The organism is Marinobacterium aestuariivivens (assembly GCF_042661465.1).
In the GTDB taxonomy this organism is placed as follows: domain Bacteria; phylum Pseudomonadota; class Gammaproteobacteria; order Pseudomonadales; family Balneatricaceae; genus Marinobacterium_A; species Marinobacterium_A aestuariivivens.
On record NZ_JBHSWE010000001.1, the window covers coordinates 4,317,861 to 4,332,493 of the forward strand.

At 62.9% G+C, this 14,633-nt stretch carries 12 protein-coding genes and 1 pseudogene; 4 read left to right on the forward strand and 9 right to left on the reverse strand.

The features are described from left to right. Positions 1 to 189: 189 nt before the first annotated feature. Positions 190 to 1,469 (reverse strand): annotated as a pseudogene (gene aroA / locus ACFQDL_RS22600) (3-phosphoshikimate 1-carboxyvinyltransferase). Positions 1,470 to 1,692: 223 nt separating this feature from the next. On the opposite strand from aroA, the gene ACFQDL_RS22605 reads away from it, so the two are divergent. The 4 genes from ACFQDL_RS22605 to ACFQDL_RS22620 all read left to right on the forward strand — a co-directional run bounded on the left by ACFQDL_RS22605 (position 1,693) and on the right by ACFQDL_RS22620 (position 5,281). Beyond that, on the forward strand, positions 1,693 to 3,255 hold the full coding sequence (locus ACFQDL_RS22605; protein ID WP_379910983.1) for an ABC transporter ATP-binding protein: 1,563 nt from the start codon (positions 1,693 to 1,695) through the stop codon (positions 3,253 to 3,255). Next, on the forward strand, positions 3,189 to 3,491 hold the full coding sequence (locus tag ACFQDL_RS22610; protein WP_379910984.1) for an ATP-binding cassette domain-containing protein: 303 nt from the start codon (positions 3,189 to 3,191) through the stop codon (positions 3,489 to 3,491). Before ACFQDL_RS22605 ends, ACFQDL_RS22610 begins: the two co-directional genes overlap by 67 nt. Positions 3,492 to 3,620: 129 nt before the next feature. Then, on the forward strand, positions 3,621 to 4,742 hold the full coding sequence (locus ACFQDL_RS22615; RefSeq protein ID WP_379910985.1) for a phospholipase D-like domain-containing protein: 1,122 nt from the start codon (positions 3,621 to 3,623) through the stop codon (positions 4,740 to 4,742). A gap of 71 nt (positions 4,743 to 4,813) precedes the next feature. Further along, entirely contained in the window at positions 4,814 to 5,281 is a 468-nt protein-coding gene (locus ACFQDL_RS22620; protein ID WP_379910986.1) for an outer membrane lipoprotein, read from the forward strand. A gap of 443 nt (positions 5,282 to 5,724) precedes the next feature. On the opposite strand, the gene ACFQDL_RS22625 is transcribed toward ACFQDL_RS22620, so the two are convergent. The 8 genes from ACFQDL_RS22625 to ACFQDL_RS22660 all read right to left on the reverse strand — a co-directional run bounded on the left by ACFQDL_RS22625 (position 5,725) and on the right by ACFQDL_RS22660 (position 14,570). Continuing rightward, positions 5,725 to 6,273: a nitrous oxide reductase accessory protein NosL gene (locus tag ACFQDL_RS22625; protein WP_379910987.1), complete on the reverse strand. Its 549-nt coding sequence runs from the start codon at positions 6,271 to 6,273 to the stop codon at positions 5,725 to 5,727. Further along, positions 6,270 to 7,097, reverse strand: coding sequence for an ABC transporter permease subunit (locus tag ACFQDL_RS22630; RefSeq protein WP_379910988.1), 828 nt, complete (start codon positions 7,095 to 7,097; stop codon positions 6,270 to 6,272). Before ACFQDL_RS22630 ends, ACFQDL_RS22625 begins: the two co-directional genes overlap by 4 nt. A gap of 1 nt (position 7,098) precedes the next feature. Beyond that, complete coding sequence (locus ACFQDL_RS22635; protein ID WP_379910989.1) at positions 7,099 to 7,524, reverse strand: ATP-binding cassette domain-containing protein; 426 nt, start codon at positions 7,522 to 7,524, stop codon at positions 7,099 to 7,101. Beyond that, entirely contained in the window at positions 7,449 to 8,000 is a 552-nt protein-coding gene (locus ACFQDL_RS22640; RefSeq protein WP_379910990.1) for an ABC transporter ATP-binding protein, read from the reverse strand. The genes ACFQDL_RS22635 and ACFQDL_RS22640 overlap by 76 nt, the downstream gene beginning before the upstream one ends. Further along, positions 7,972 to 9,372 (reverse strand): nitrous oxide reductase family maturation protein NosD, encoded by a 1,401-nt coding sequence (locus ACFQDL_RS22645; RefSeq protein WP_379910991.1) that lies wholly within the window; start codon positions 9,370 to 9,372, stop codon positions 7,972 to 7,974. Before ACFQDL_RS22645 ends, ACFQDL_RS22640 begins: the two co-directional genes overlap by 29 nt. A 44-nt stretch (positions 9,373 to 9,416) precedes the next feature. Beyond that, positions 9,417 to 11,324, reverse strand: a complete 1,908-nt coding sequence (nosZ, locus tag ACFQDL_RS22650) for a TAT-dependent nitrous-oxide reductase (protein ID WP_379910992.1) — start codon at positions 11,322 to 11,324, stop codon at positions 9,417 to 9,419. Positions 11,325 to 11,539: 215 nt separating this feature from the next. Continuing rightward, the gene (gene nosR, locus ACFQDL_RS22655) at positions 11,540 to 13,714 is read right to left on the reverse strand and encodes a transcriptional regulator NosR (RefSeq protein ID WP_379910993.1); all 2,175 of its coding nucleotides are present in this window, start codon (positions 13,712 to 13,714) and stop codon (positions 11,540 to 11,542) included. A 259-nt stretch (positions 13,715 to 13,973) separates the two neighbouring features. Next, a complete protein-coding gene (locus ACFQDL_RS22660; RefSeq protein ID WP_379910994.1) occupies positions 13,974 to 14,570 on the reverse strand; it encodes a YecA/YgfB family protein in 597 nt (198 codons plus the stop codon). Positions 14,571 to 14,633: the final 63 nt, after the last annotated feature.

The following is a 14,633-nucleotide window of genomic DNA, read 5'->3' on the forward strand; positions in this document are numbered from 1 at the left end:
TCGCGGCTAAAGCCGATCCCCCGGAAATTTCAGCGCCCGCCGTAGGAGCGCCGCCCCCGGTGCGAACAGCCTCGGTACCGGAGCCTTTCGCCTCGGGGCGAGGCTCCTACGCAATAGCGGCCATGGCACCTGCCACGATCAGGGGTGGCCATGAACCATAGAATCTCCCACATTTTCACAGCATGGCGATCAGCGTTCGCAGATGCTTTCGAACAGGCTGAAGTAGGTCGGGAACGTTTTGGCGGTGCAGCCGGGGTCGTTGATCGTCACCGGGGTGTCGCTGAGCGCCACCAGCGAGAAGCACATCGCCATGCGATGGTCGTCGTAGGTGTCGATGGCGGCGTGAATCAGCTGCCGTGGCGGCTTGATCTCGATAAAGTCCTCGCCCTCGACCACCTCGGCGCCGACCTTGCGCAACTCGGTCGCCATGGCGGCGAGGCGGTCGGTCTCCTTGACGCGCCAGTTGTAGATGTTGCGGATCGCCGTCGGGCCCCGGGCAAAGAGTGCCGTGGTGGCGATGGTCATGGCGGCATCGGGGATATGGTTCAGATCCAGATCGACGCCGTTGAGCTCGCCGCGGCTCACCTCGATCCAGGTCGGGCCGTAGCTGACCTTCGCACCCATCTTTTCCAGTACTTCGGCGAAGCGCTTGTCGCCCTGCACGCTGTCGGCGCCGACGCCGTACACCCGCACGGTGCCGCCGGCAATGGCCGCCGCGGCCAGGAAGTAGGACGCCGAAGACGCATCTCCTTCGACCATGATCTCGCCCGGCGAGCGATAGCGCTGCCCACCCCGGATTACGAAGCGTTGATAGTTGTCGTTCCCGACCTCGACCCCGAAACTGCGCATGGTATGCAGGGTGATGTCGATGTAGGGCTTGGAGACCAGCTCGCCTTCGACCTCGATGGTCAGATCGCCTTCGGCCAGCGGTGCCGCCATCAGCAGTGCGGTCAGGAACTGGCTGGAAATATTGCCGCGGATGCCGACCCGTCCCCCTGGATGCCCCGGGCTCGGATACACAGTGGCGGGTAGCCCTCATCCTTCAGATACTCGATGTCGGCGCCCAGTGCCTGCAGCGCCTCCACCAGGTCGCCGATCGGGCGCTCGTACATGCGCGGCTCGCCGGTCAGCTCGAATTCGCCCTGGCCCAGGCAGAGCGCCGCGGTGAGCGGTCGCATCGCGGTGCCGGCATTGCCGAGGAAGAGTACGGCGTCCGTGGCGCTGAAGGCCCCGCCGATCCCGTCGAGGGTGCAGGTCTGGCGATCGTCGGAAAGCGCATACTGCACGCCCAGCTGGTTCAACGCCTTGAGCATGTGGCGCACATCGTCGCTGTCCAGCAGATTGGTGATGCGGGTGCGTCCCTCGGCCAGTGCCGCCAGCAGCAGAATACGGTTCGACAGGCTTTTGGAGCCGGGAATCTGGACCTGGCCATCGACGCGGTTGACCGGTTGCAGGGTGATGCTATCCATTGATCTCTCTTGTAAAGGTTTGCGCAAGAGCAATAAGTTACTGTCTTGCCGGCGTCCAGTCGAGCCCCGGATAAAGAAAGCTGCCGCCCCTCACGCCTCACGCCTCACGCGCAACCGGCAATTCGCCTGGAGGACCGGGCTCCTACGTTTCGCAGAAAACGCGGTATCATGCCCAAGCTGTTGTACATTGAAAGGGAATTGATTGGGAGCACGAAGTACAGAGATGATCGAAGGTCCGATCAAGGCCCCGTCCCGATACGACTGGGACTTCATTGTCCGTATTGCGCTGCAGCACCGTCGCCAACTGGTGCTGGCCAATGTCATAGCGCTGCTGGCGACCCTGGTGGCGGTACCGCTGCCGCTGCTGATGCCGCTGCTGGTGGACGAGGTGCTGCTCGACCAGCCCGGACTGCTGGTCGGCCTGATCGACCCGCTGGTCCCCGAGAACTGGCGGGGGCCGGTGCTCTATATCGGCGCCATCCTGCTGGTGACGGTGGTGATGCGGGCCCTGGCGCTGCTGCTGGGCGTCTTGCAGGCGCGCCAGTTCACGCTGATCTCCAAGGACATCATCTACCGCATCCGCAGCGGAATGCTCGAGCGCCTGCGGCGCATCTCGATGGCCGAGTACGAAACCCTCGGCAGCGGCACCGTTTCGTCCCATTTCATCACCGACCTCGATACCCTGGACCGCTTCATCGGCGGCTCGGTCAGCAAACTCCTGATCGCGGTGCTGTCGATCCTCGGCACCGCCGTTATCCTGCTCTGGATGCACTGGCAGCTGGCGCTCTTCATCCTGTTCCTGAATCCGCTGGTGATATTCGTGACCATGGCGATCGGCAAGCGGGTCAAGCAGCTGAAGAAGCGCGAGAACAAGGCCTTCGAGGTGTTCCAGGCCGCCCTGACCGAGACCCTCGATGCGATTCAGCAGATCCGCGCCCTCAACCGCGAACGCCACTATCTGGCGGAGATCGCCGACCGGGCGCGGGAGGTGCGGGACCATTCGGCCGCGTTCGAGTGGCAGAGCGATGCGGCTGCCCGGTTCAGCGCGATGGTGTTCATGGTCGGTTTCGATCTGTTTCGTGCCGTGTCGATGCTGATGGTGGTGTTTTCCGATCTCAGCGTCGGCCAGATGATGGCGGTGTTCGGCTATCTCTGGTTCATGATGGCACCGGTGCAGGAGGTGCTGGGCATTCAGTATGCCCTTTACGGGGCCAAGGCGGCGCTGGGCCGGATCAATGACCTGCTGGCGCTGAAGCAGGAGCCGGTGTATCCGCACCGGGTCGACCCCTTCGCAGGCCGCAAGACGGTCTCGGTCGGCCTCGAGGATGTGCATTTCAGTTACGGCGACGGGCGCGATGTCCTCAACGGTATCAGTCTATGGATCCCGGCCGGGCGCAAGATCGCCCTGGTCGGCGCCAGTGGCGGCGGCAAGTCGACCCTGGTGCAGGTGCTGCTGGGGCTCTATCCGGCCAGCCGCGGACGCATTCTCTATGAAGGCGTGCCGGTGGATCAGATTGGCCTGGACCGGGTGCGTGAGCATGTTGCCACCGTTCTGCAACAGCCAGCGTTGTTTAATGGCACCCTGCGCAGCAACCTGACCATGGGCAAGCGCTTCGACGACGAGGCGTTGTGGCGGGCACTGGAGATCGCACAGCTGAAAGACTTCGTGGCGGATATGGATCAGGGGCTCGATACACAGGTGGGGCGCCAGGGGTTCGGTTGTCCGGTGGCCAGCGTCAGCGGCTGGCCATCGCGAGGATGGTGCTGTCCGATCCGAGCGTGGTGATTCTCGACGAAGCCACCTCGGCGCTCGATGCCGAAACCGAGGCCCGGTTGCATGAAGCGCTGGCGCAGTTTCTCAGCGGTCGCACGACCCTGATCGTTGCCCACAGGCTCAGTGCCGTGCGCCAGGCCGATCACGTCTACGTTTTCGAGGATGGCCGCATCGCCGAGGAGGGGCATCACGAAGCCCTGCTTGCCCGCAACGGTTTATACGCAAGGTTGTACGGCGATTATCAGTAAGGAAGTAGACAGAAACCAGTTAACAGTGAACAGACGCCAGTTAACAGTCGACAGTTAACAGTAGAGACAGCTGGCGGTTGCTGTTGACTGTTAACTCAGCACTGTTAACTGGCTCTATGCAGAGGATGCATGCAAAAGCGCAAGCGATTCAGGTGGCACGCGGGCAACTCCGTCGAGCTGATCGTCGACGGCGAGCAGTTTTTCCCGGTCATGCTCAGGGCGATACGCGACGCCAGCCACAGTGTGCTGATGGAGTTCTACCTGGTCTCGTCGGGCCATATCATGGAGCGTTTTATCGTCGAGATGGTCGCGGCGGCCCGGCGCGGTCTGATGGTGCGGCTGATCGTCGACGGTTTCGGCGGTCGCAGGCTGGCGGACCGGGACCGGCGTCGGCTCGAGGCCGAAGGGGTGGTGATCCTGATCTACAACCCGCTCAAGTGGAGCAAGTTGACGCGCAATTTTTCCCGCGATCACCGCAAGCTCATGATCGTCGACCAGCAGATGGCATTCATCGGCGGTACAGGGCTGACGGACGAGTATTGGCTGTCGGAGCACCGCGGCTGTCCCTGGCATGAGGTAATGCTGGCCGTCAGGGGGCCGGTGGTGGCGGACCTGATCGAACTGTACAATGGCCTCTGGCAGCGCTGCACCGCGACCCGGCTGCCGCCGGGCGCCGCCGGGCCCGAAGTGGGGTCGGCGCTGATGAAGGTCACGACCACCGAAGGCCTCTATCAGCAGGGCATCAAGCTCAGCTTCCTGCAGCGCGTCAACCGCTCGCAGGAGCGGATCTGGCTCGCGACAGCCTATTTTATGCCGTCTCGCTCGGTGCGCAGGGCGCTACGGCGGGCGGCGCAACGCGGAGTGGATGTGCGGCTGATGGTGGCCGGGCCCTACACCGATCAGCCCTGGGTCTACCATGCCTCGAAACGGCACTATCAGCGGCTGCTCAAGGCCGGCGTGCGGATTTTCGAGTACCAGCCGCGCTTTCTGCACGCCAAGGTCGGGGTGGCGGATGACTGGATATCCATCGGCTCCTGCAATCTCGATCACTGGAATCTGCGCTGGAATCTCGAGGCCAATGTCGAGGTGCAGGAGCCGGGTTTCGTCGATCGGGTGAACCGGATGCTGCTGTCGGATCTGGAACATTGCAGCGAAATGACCGAGTCGCTCTGGTCCCGGCGACCCTGGCATCGAAAGTTTCTGGAGTACATCTGGTCCTGGATCAGTCAGATAGTATTGAGAATTCGATAATGTCGGGCTGGCCGCACAAGGCGGGGTCGAGCCCCGGACCAGGGCCAACAGAGGATAACGGGAGAGTCGAGATGAGAGGTTCAACGGGCATTGTGGCCCTGCTGCTGGGCGCGTCGCTGCTGGCAGGCTGTGCCAGCCCCACCCTGACCGGCACCAGCTACTCGCGCGAGGAAGCGCGTCGTGTGCATTATGTGCGTTACGGCATGGTCGAGTCGGTGACCCCGGTGATCATCGAGGGCCGTACCGACGGAGCTGTCGGTACCGGTGCCGGTGCCATCGTTGGCGGCATTGCCGGCAGCAACGTCGGGGGCGGCAGTGGTCGCGCCGTGGGGGCAGTGCTTGGAGCCGTGGCCGGCGGTGTGCTGGGCAGCAGGATCGAGGAGTCCGCGACCCGCAAACAGGGCCAGGAAATCACGGTGCGCCTGGATAACGGCGAAGTGCTGTCGCTGGTCCAGGAAGTCGAGGCCGGGCAGTTCTTCCGTCCGGGCGAGCGGGTGCGGCTGCTGCAATCAGGCGGCACCACTCGGGTGACCTACTAGAAAGCTGCAAATCGAAAGCTTCGAGCCTCGCGGCGTAATTTGATATTTATCAGTTGCCAGCGGCGATGGCTGTGCTATTGTGAAGGTGAATCAGTTGGAAGGGAGGGTACACTTCGTTGCGACACAACAGTAATGGCAAAGTATCCCATGGCCCTATGGCCATCAGACATTGAATGATGTCTTTCCTTGCAAAAAAGAAGAAGGGCTCCCATAGCGGGGGCCCTTCTTTTTATACCCCATCGAATAATTGTCGGTGCGGTGCGGTGCGGTGCGCTTCGCTTCGCTTACCAGCACCCTACATGGCCGGAAAATACCGTAGGGTGCTGGTGAGTGTAACGAACCGCACCGAAAATGCCCCGTCACCCGTCACCCGTCACCCGTCACCCGTCACCCGTCACCCGTCACCCGTCACCCGTCACCCGTCACCCGTCACCCGTCACCCATCAATGCTGCATGCCCTGATGGTCGCTTTTAGACACCGCCAGCGTCAGCTGCGACAGCGTTTCCAGCGTGATCTCGTCGAAGCCTATCAGCTTGCCGCCGTACTGTTCGGCGAAGGCTCGGGCGTCGTCTTGCCGCGAAAAGCTCGCCAGTGTCGGGCCCATGGCGCCGGGCCGGCTGTGGTCGATCACGTACCAGGCACTACGGGCATCGATAAAGGTCTCGTCGTCGGGGTGGTCCCAGGGTGTCACCGCCATGTCGTGGACGAATATCGACTCGACCCGGTGCCGGTACTCGGGATCGAGCGCCCAGGCGAAGAGGTCGCGTGTCGAACAGAATTTTTTCACCTCCGTCTCGCCGCGGCCGTAGGCCTCTCCCTTGGGGCCGGGGAAGTTGGCGATCAGCATGCCGCACAGATGACATTCGTCGCGGCTTTCGATGGCCACCGCCTGCTGTGCCACTGATTTTGGCTCGTTCGAGCCGTTGCAGCCCGCCAGCAATGCGATGGCCAGAGCCAGGAATCCGGTGTGGCGCAGTCGAATCCTTTTCATAGTGTTCTCCGATTGAAGAGCCAGAGTGCCAGACCGGTCGGCAGCAGCAGCCAGGCCAGCAGCGAGGCGAACAGTGTGACCGGGCCGAACCGGACCTGCTGCGCCACCGACATCAGCCCGCTGACCGGCTGGTCGGCGAAGTAGGCAAGGTTGAGCAGGCGGAAGATATCGGTCGGGTTCAGCAGCAGCAGGTAGGGGAGCAGTTCGGCATCGACGTTGCCACGGGTACCGACCAGCAGACCAAGCAGGGCCAGGTCGAACACCAGCACGAACAGGAACCAGGTGACCAGCGCGAGTCCCGCCGCGCGGGACTTCTCACTGGCAGCGGCGCTGATCACATAGGCGAAGGCGATGAAGATCCAGCCCAGCAGCACCGCCGAGATAATGAAGAAGCCGAAGGCCGGCAGCAGTTCGGACCAGGGCGTGCTGTCGGACAGCAGCCCCATGATCAGCGCTGCGGCACCGAAACCGAGCAGCGTCGAAATGGCCAGGATGCCGCCGTGACTGAGCAGCTTGCCCAGCAGCAGTTGCCAGCGTGACAACGGATAGCTCAGCAGCAGCAGCAGGGTGCCGTTCTCGTCTTCGCCGACCAGGCCGTCATAGGCCAGCATCAGCGCGATCAGGGGGATCACGAAAACGGCGAGGCTCGCCAGGCTTACCAGGGTCGTGGGCAGCGAGGTAAAGCCGACCTGGCCAGCGGCGGCGGCGCCGAAGTATGCAAGGCCGGTCGCCAGCAGCGCGAAGATCAGGCTGATCGCCAGCACCCAGCGGTTGCGCAGGCCGTCGCGGAACTCCTTGTCGGCGACACTGAGAATAATGCTCATGTCAGCTTTGCGCCTCCGTCTGGCTAAGGATGAAATGGCTGTAGAGGTCCTCGAGGGACGGCAGGTGCATGTCCAGATTGTCGAGCCCCGGCAGAGGCAGCAGTCGCTGCAGCGTCGCGATCTTCTCGGACAGCGGCACCTTCAGCAGCAGACCGGCCGGGCCTGTCGTGGCCCGGGCGGCGAGATCATCCGGCAGCTTCAGCCCCTTGCCAGAGAGCGTCACCGTCAGTGGCAGTTCGGCGTTCTGTCGCAGCTGCTCGAGGCTGCCTTCGGCCAGGCGCCGGCCGTTGCCGAGGATCAGGGCGCGGTCGATATAACGCTCGACGCCGGGCAGCACATGGGAGCAGAGGATCAGGGTGCAGCCGCGGGCCTTGAGCCGGGCGACGCGCTCGTAGAACTCCCGGGTCGCGATCGGGTCCAGGCCCACGGTGGGTTCGTCGAGCAGCAGCAGGCGCGGCTCGCCGAGTAGGGCCTGGGCCAGTCCCGGCGCTGGCGCATGCCCTTGGAGTAGGTCTTGACCCGCCGCTTCGCGGCATCGCCGAGCCCCACCTCATCGAGCAGTTCGCGGCACTGGGCGCGCGACGCCCCCTTGAGGCGGGCGAAATAGCGCAGCACCTCGTCGCCGCTCAGCTGCTCGTAGAAGCTGACGTTCTCCTGGAGAAAGCCGAGGGCGCGGCGCTGCTCCCGGGCGCCACGGCTGCCGGGGCGTTCACCGAATACCCTCACTTCGCCGTCGCTGGGCTCGATCAGGCCGAGGATCAGCTTGATGGTGGTGGTCTTGCCGGCGCCGTTGTGGCCGAAAAGCCCCAGCACCTCGCCTTCGGGCAGAGCCAGGCTCAGCCGGCTGAGCGCGCGTACGCCGGCGTAGTGTTTGTCAACGTTGTGCAGTTCGACGATATTCATTGCGGTCTTCCGGTTTGCGCGGATTCTGGTCTGCCGCCTGACTTTGGAGATCCTCCAGCCAGTGCGAACTCATCAATGGATGGCTGTCGATAACCCCGGGGGCCTTCAGTACCGGGAACTGGCGTTGGACCCAGCGCAGTACCTCGACGGCGGGGCTGTTGAACAGCACCCGGGCGTCGGGATATTGCCACAGCAGCCGGTCGATACCGTCGTTGGGTTCGTAGCGGGTGTCACCGATGCCGTCGCCGTCCAGGTCCCAGCCGAGGTAGTCGCTCCAGTAGTTGCCGCTGCCGGCATGGGACCAGTTCTGCTCGCGGGTAGCGACATATTTCACCTGTTCGCGGTTGCCGATGAAGGCGTTGCCGCTGAGGCGGTTGTCTTCGGAACCGGCGGTCAGATGAATGCCCAGGTCGCTGTCGGCAAAGAGGTTGTCGGTGATCTCGTTGAACAGCGAGTTGTAGATGAAGATCGCCTTGCCCTCGGCGCCGGCGACCGCCGAGCCGCCCCCGGCCGCAGTGGCACGGCCGGCGCGCACGCCGCTGATGCGATTGCCGCTGAGGGTCGAGTTGGTGATGTAGTTGAGCAGAAAGCCGTAGTTGAGGTCGCCGTCGGAGCGGTTGCCGCTGACCGTCAGGTACTTCGATTGCATCAGTGCGTAGCCGGTGCGGGTGTTGCGGGTACGATTGCCGATCAGCGCATTGTGATGCGAATACATGTAGTGGATACCATAGCGCAGGTCGTGCAGGTGGTTGTCGACCAGGCGGTTGTCGTTGCTGGTATCGATGTAGATGCCGTCGCGGGTCTGCCAGACCTCGTTGCCGGCCACTTCGGCGCCGCTGACGTTGAACAGCTGAATGCCGTTGCCGCGATCCTGGGAACGGACCGACGGGTTGCCCGAGATACGGTTGCCTTCGATGCGTGCATCGGGGGCGGCATCGATCCAGATGCCGAAGCTGTCGCCCTGCAGCCAATTGCCGGCGATATGCACCCGGGCCGCCTCGCGGGTTACGAAAATGCCGGCGTCGAGGGTCGAGAGGTTGGCGCCCCAGTCGGCCAGTTCCAGGTTTTCGATGCTCACATCCGGCGCCTCGATGCGCAGGCAGTACTGCCTGTGGTTGCATCTGAGCCGTGCGCCGTCTTCGCCCTCCAGAGCGATCGGGGTCCGAATCACGAAGTTACCGCTGTAGGTGCCGGGCGCGAGTATCAGTCTGTCGCCGGCGGCGGCCATATCCAGCGCCGCCTGCAGTGGCTGGCCGGGTTCGATGTGACGCTCGGCGCCAGGCACGGGCATTGCCAGCAGTGAGGCGCACAGGAGGGTCAGGCAGGCGGGCATCTTGCCCGGGCCTGCGGTGGTTTCGTTTGATTTCAGCATAGGGCTCCCGAAGAGGGCGGGGACCCCGGGGCCCCCGCCGTCGGTCAGGCTTTCTCGACGATCATGCGGCCGCGCATTTCCATATGCAGTGCATGGCAGAACCAGTTGCAGTAGTACCAGTGTACGCCGGGCTGCTCGGCCTTGAAGGTGATCGAAGCCGTCTGCTGCGGGCCGATCTCCATCTGTACGCCATGGTTGACGACGCAAAAGCCGTGGGTAACGTCCTCGATCTGGTCGAGGTTGGTGATCACCACCGTGACTTCATCCCCCTGTTTGACCGTAAAGCGGTCCATGCCGTAGGCCGGCGCCACCGAGGTCATGTAGACCCGCACCTTGTTGCCGTCGCGGATGACCTTGTTGTCCTTCTCCAGGGTCACGCCGTCCTGTTTCGCCATTTCGGCCGTCTTGGCGAAGTAGGGATCGTCTCGCGTCCAGAGCTTGGCCGGCTTCACCTTGCTGCGGTGCACCAGCATGCAGTCGTGGGGCTCGGCATAGGTCGGGCCGTCATGGACCAGCTTCATTTCGTCGCCGGAGATGTCGATCAGCTGGTCGTTCTCGGCGTGCAGCGGGCCGCAGGGGAGGAAACGGTCCTTGGAGAACTTGCACAGCGAGATCAGCCACTTGCCGTCGGCATCCCGGGTTTCGCCCATGGTGGTGTGGTTGTGCCCGGGCTGGTAGTGCACATCGAGTTTCTGCACGATGTACTCGACCTGTTCGCCCTGGTAGGCCTTGATGGCGTTTTCCAGGTTCCATTTGCAGATCTGGCTGTCTATGAAGAGGGTGGTATAGGCGTTACCGCGGTTGTCAAAGGCGGTGTGCAGCGGACCGAGGCCCACTTCAACCTCGGCGGCGACCACATCCCGCGGCTGCAGCTTACCGTCGAACAGATCGTCGAATTTCTGGATATCGAGCACGGTAACGGTCGGTGACAGCTTGCCGTTGGCGACGGCATAGCGGCCGTCCGGGGCGGTATTCATGCCATGGGGGTTTTTCGGTACCGGCACATAGGCGGTCAGCTCGGAGCCGGTACGACCATCGACTACCGGCACATCGTCGGCCCCTGGAAGGGTCTGGTAGTTGCCGGCCTTGATCGCCGCCTCGATGCGCTCGATGTTGAAGATCACCACATGGTCGCGCTCGAGGCGCATGGAGCCGGCGAGGTCCACCGCACCTTCGGTGTTGTAGCAGGTCGAGAAGGCATATTTGCCGCTGTAGTCGGCATCGGTGTTGTCCAGGTTGCCGTCGACGATCACCTGGAAGGCGACCTTCATGGACTCGGCATCGACCGCCGAGAACATGGTGTAGTACTTGTCGATCGCGTCCATTCCGGTGCCATCGTTCGGATGGGGAATGCGGTATTCGGCATTGGCGAAGACGTACTTGGTATAGGGGACCTTCTGTACCCGCAGGCCGTGGATCGCCTGAACGTTGGGGATCTCGGTGATCTTGTCGGTCTTCATGATATCGCAGCGGATACGCGCGACCCGGCTGTTGGCCTTGTCGTTGATGAAGACATATTTGCCATCATACTTGCCGTCCGTCATGCTCATGTGCGGATGGTGGCAGTCGCCGGTGAGCCAGGGCTTGTGATTCAGGACTTCCTTCGACTCGTTGGTCAGGCCCCAGCCGGTGGCGCTGTCGATATTGAATACCGGAATACGCATCAGCTCGCGCATCGACGGTACACCAAGTATGCGTACTTCGCCGGAGTGACCGCCGCTCCAGAAGCCGTAGTATTCGTCCAGTTCCCCCGGTGCCAGGGCAACGGCGTTGTGGCCTTCGGCCGCTTTGGCCGGGGTCGATACCAGGGAGCCGCCAAGCCCCATGCCGGCCGCACCCATTAGCGCCGCACCGGAGCCGAGGAAGAGTCGCCGGCTGAAGCGGACATGTTCGCTGGCGTTTTCGTCGTCTGGCTGGATATCGCCCAGTTTCGGATCTTTCGGATCTATCATTTGTGATCTCCTGTCACTGTTAACCCGGCAATTGAAAGCCATCCCTGACTGTTCAATTGTCGCCCTTGAAAAAGCGGGCGGAAATTTGCGAATTCCCTTGATTTTCAAGGGCTCGCATTGGCCTTCGGCCAATGGCGGTGCGTCCGTGCACCGCTACCAACCCGGAACTCTCTTGCCGGGGTGCGAAACCGGGTGGCGCGGCTGGTGGCCGCCCACTACTCCACTTCGACAGCCGTAATGCGGGCGCCGGAGCGGCCTGCAGTCGGTGCCTGGCTGGCCGTGCCCTTGCGACGGCGCTTCTCGCGCGCGACCAGCGGCGGGCATTTGCTGTGGTTGTAATAGGTCATCTGGCAGTCGAGGCAGTAATGGCACTCGTTGCCGTTGATATGACCGTCCGGATGTATGGCCTGCACTTCGCATTCATTGGCGCACAGCTTGCAGGGATTGCCGCATTCGTGGCGCCGCTTGAGCCAGTCGAACATCCGGAAGCGGCCGGGGATGGTCAGCGCCGCGCCGAGCGGGCAGAGATAGCGGCAGAAGGCCTTGCGGGTGAAGACCGATGCCAGCAGCAACAGGCCGGCATACAGTACGTAGCCCCATTCACGCTGGAATTTCAGCATGATCGCGGTCTTGAAGGGTTCGACCTCGGCAAAGCGTTCCGCCTGCTGCAGCGACTCCAGTGAGATGCCGAACAGCAGCAGCAGGACGATGTACTTGATCGCCCAGAGACGTTCGTGGACGGCGAAGGGCAGTTCGAACTGGCGGATCCGCAGCTTGCGCGCGCCTTCGTTGATCAGCTCCTGCAACGCGCCGAAGGGGCAGAGCCAGCCGCAGTAGATGCCGCGTCCCCAGAGCAGCAGCGTGATGGCGACGAAGCTCCAGAGAATGAACAGCATCGGGTCGAGCAGGAACAGCTGCCACTGGAAGTCGCCGAGCAGCGAGTGGGTGAAGGTGAAGACATTGACCACCGACAGCTGGCCCAGGGCATACCAGCCGATGAAGACCACCGTGTAGATCAGGAAGGCCAGGCGCAGGCGCAGCAGCAGTTTCGGGCGGCGTGCCAGCCAGTCCTGGAAGAAGATGACCAGCGTCAGTACTGCCAGGCCGGCCGCAAGCACGGCAATCTGGAAGACCTTGTCGTACCAGATCGAGATCCACAGCGGCCGGGGTTCGCCTTCGGCCTCGGCGCCGGCGACCGGCTCTGGGCGCTCCAGGTATTTCTCCGGCGTCTGGTACTCGCCGTGGAAGCTGGTGAAGACGCTGTCCAGCGCGCCCACCTGGCGTCGCACCAGCAGCTCCAGCTGCCAGGGCCGGCCGGGGTCGAACTCGTAGGCGGAACGGACGATGAAGATCGCCATTTCGCGAAAGCCCGGGAAACCCTCGATATAGACGTCGCTCAAGCGGTAGTGATCGCTGTCGTGGAAGCTGATGGTGGTGCCGTCCTGCAGCAGCTGGGTGCGGTCGAAGATGCCGCCGCGAACATAGCCGTTGCCCTTGAACGAATATTCGCCGTTGGCCATCACCGCGATGGCCTGATCGCCGGGCGCAAGCTGGTCCATCAGCCAGTGGTATTCGCTTTCACCCAGTAGATTTCTGCCGATGGTCGGGACGTTGAGCGGGGCGTAGTAAAGGTCGATAAAGGTTTCGTCGGCCCTGGGCCCCTTGCCGCCGTGGCCGCGTTCCGCCTTGGTGCCGGCAAAGGCCTGATTGACCTCCCGCCGGGTCAGGTGCAGGCGGCGGATGGAACCGTCGCCGGTCAGGGTCTGCCAGTCGGCCTGCTCGAAATCGTCTTTTCTGATGGTGGCGGCCGGCTGTTGCGCCTGGTTGCCCAGTTCGGCGATGCCCAGTGCCTGGCCGACTTTCACCGCCGCCCGCATCAGGCTCTCGTTGACCACCATGACGGTTACGGTGGCGCCGGTGATGGCGTCGAGGCTGACGGTGTTTTCGTCGTTGCTGCGTCCCACCCGGACGCTGTCATCGATGCCCAGGCCCTTATACTGATCGGCGAAGTCAAACAGCTTCTGTTCCGGAATCCCCACCAGCAGGATGGGTTCGTGGTGCTCGAGTACGTGCACCGAACGGAAGCGACCTTCGGGGTCGATGGTCGCCAGCAGGTTGATCGGTTTGCCGGAATAGGCAGGGATGGCGACCACATCCGCCGTTTCGAAGGCATAGCCGAGGATACGGTCCTGCTGCCGGATGGTGCGCACCAGCGGGCCGTCACCGTCGACGGCTTCCTTGTCGCCAATGCTGTCGGCGTCCGGGTAAACCTGCCGTATCAGCTCCTGCGGGGATTGCAGCAGGCCGCCCTGGACCGCGAAGGCCGACGGGCTGATGACGATGATCAGCAGGAGAATGTAATGTAGCAGCGGGGAAATTTTCTTGAACATGCAAACACCTGGTCCCTTTGGCGCCCATCAAACAACGATAGACGGGGATAGTGTATGCAGCCAGTCGCCGGCCCCGGTTGATCTGGATCAAGGGTAGTGGCTAAAAGTGTATTTAGTTTCCATTATTATGGGCGAGGTGGAGAGCGCGTAGATCGGGATAGGGCGGTAAGGGGGCGCTCCGTAGGAGCCTCGCCCCGAGGCGAACGAATCTGGCACGGCGGTTATTCGCACCGGGGGCGGCGCTCCTACAGGCGGCTGATCACTTCTCGGGCGCGTGGAAAACCAGATAGAGATCGACCAGTAGCTCCGGAATCTGGGCAACCATCTGTTCGCTCAGGCGCTTGTCCTTGCGAATCTGCTTGATCTCGTCTTCGTCGAACAGGTCCGAGGCGAGCATGATCGGCAACAGCAGTTCGGCGACCTGCTCTTCGCGCTCCGGCGCGAACCAGAGTTCCTCGTGCAGGAAAACGCCCTCCATGAAGGCCTCGGCCCAGAGGGTCAGCGGTGCGATGCCGACCTCCCTGTCCTCCTCGTCGAGTTCGAGGCTGGCATCGCAGGGCAGGTCGATCTCTTCGTCGTTGTAGAGGTCACTGCTGATCGACTGATACCACTGGCGCAGCAGTGCCGTGATCTCCTTTTTCTCGGCGTCGGACTGCCACTTCGGCTCGCCGTCGAACAGCAGTTCGAGCCACTGCTGCTCCGGTACCTCTTCCGGCGCGATGGCAAGGGCGCAGAACAGGCCGTGAATTCCAATCAGGTCGAGGGATTCTTCGGAGACCGCTTCGGAGAACAGGAAGTCCTCGAGACGGTCCAGCTCATCGTCGTTGAGCGGCTGGGCAATAGGCGGCATTGGCATGGGGCTGTCCGTATTCCGGTTTTGATGGGGCGATTCTAACGCCAACCGTGGCCCGGGGGTAAG

What these genes read in the sequence shown, in the direction of transcription:
- ACFQDL_RS22605 (WP_379910983.1), top strand. Translation starts at nt 1,693, where the DNA reads ATGATCGAAGGTCCGATCAAGGCCCCGTCCCGATACGACTGGGACTTC.
- ACFQDL_RS22615 (WP_379910985.1), top strand. Translation starts at nt 3,621, where the DNA reads ATGCAAAAGCGCAAGCGATTCAGGTGGCACGCGGGCAACTCCGTCGAG.
- ACFQDL_RS22620 (WP_379910986.1), top strand. Translation starts at nt 4,814, where the DNA reads ATGAGAGGTTCAACGGGCATTGTGGCCCTGCTGCTGGGCGCGTCGCTG.
- ACFQDL_RS22625 (WP_379910987.1), bottom strand. Translation starts at nt 6,273, where the DNA reads ATGAAAAGGATTCGACTGCGCCACACCGGATTCCTGGCTCTGGCCATC.
- ACFQDL_RS22630 (WP_379910988.1), bottom strand. Translation starts at nt 7,097, where the DNA reads ATGAGCATTATTCTCAGTGTCGCCGACAAGGAGTTCCGCGACGGCCTG.
- ACFQDL_RS22640 (WP_379910990.1), bottom strand. Translation starts at nt 8,000, where the DNA reads ATGAATATCGTCGAACTGCACAACGTTGACAAACACTACGCCGGCGTA.
- ACFQDL_RS22645 (WP_379910991.1), bottom strand. Translation starts at nt 9,372, where the DNA reads ATGCTGAAATCAAACGAAACCACCGCAGGCCCGGGCAAGATGCCCGCC.
- nosZ (WP_379910992.1), bottom strand. Translation starts at nt 11,324, where the DNA reads ATGATAGATCCGAAAGATCCGAAACTGGGCGATATCCAGCCAGACGAC.
- nosR (WP_379910993.1), bottom strand. Translation starts at nt 13,714, where the DNA reads ATGTTCAAGAAAATTTCCCCGCTGCTACATTACATTCTCCTGCTGATC.
- ACFQDL_RS22660 (WP_379910994.1), bottom strand. Translation starts at nt 14,570, where the DNA reads ATGCCAATGCCGCCTATTGCCCAGCCGCTCAACGACGATGAGCTGGAC.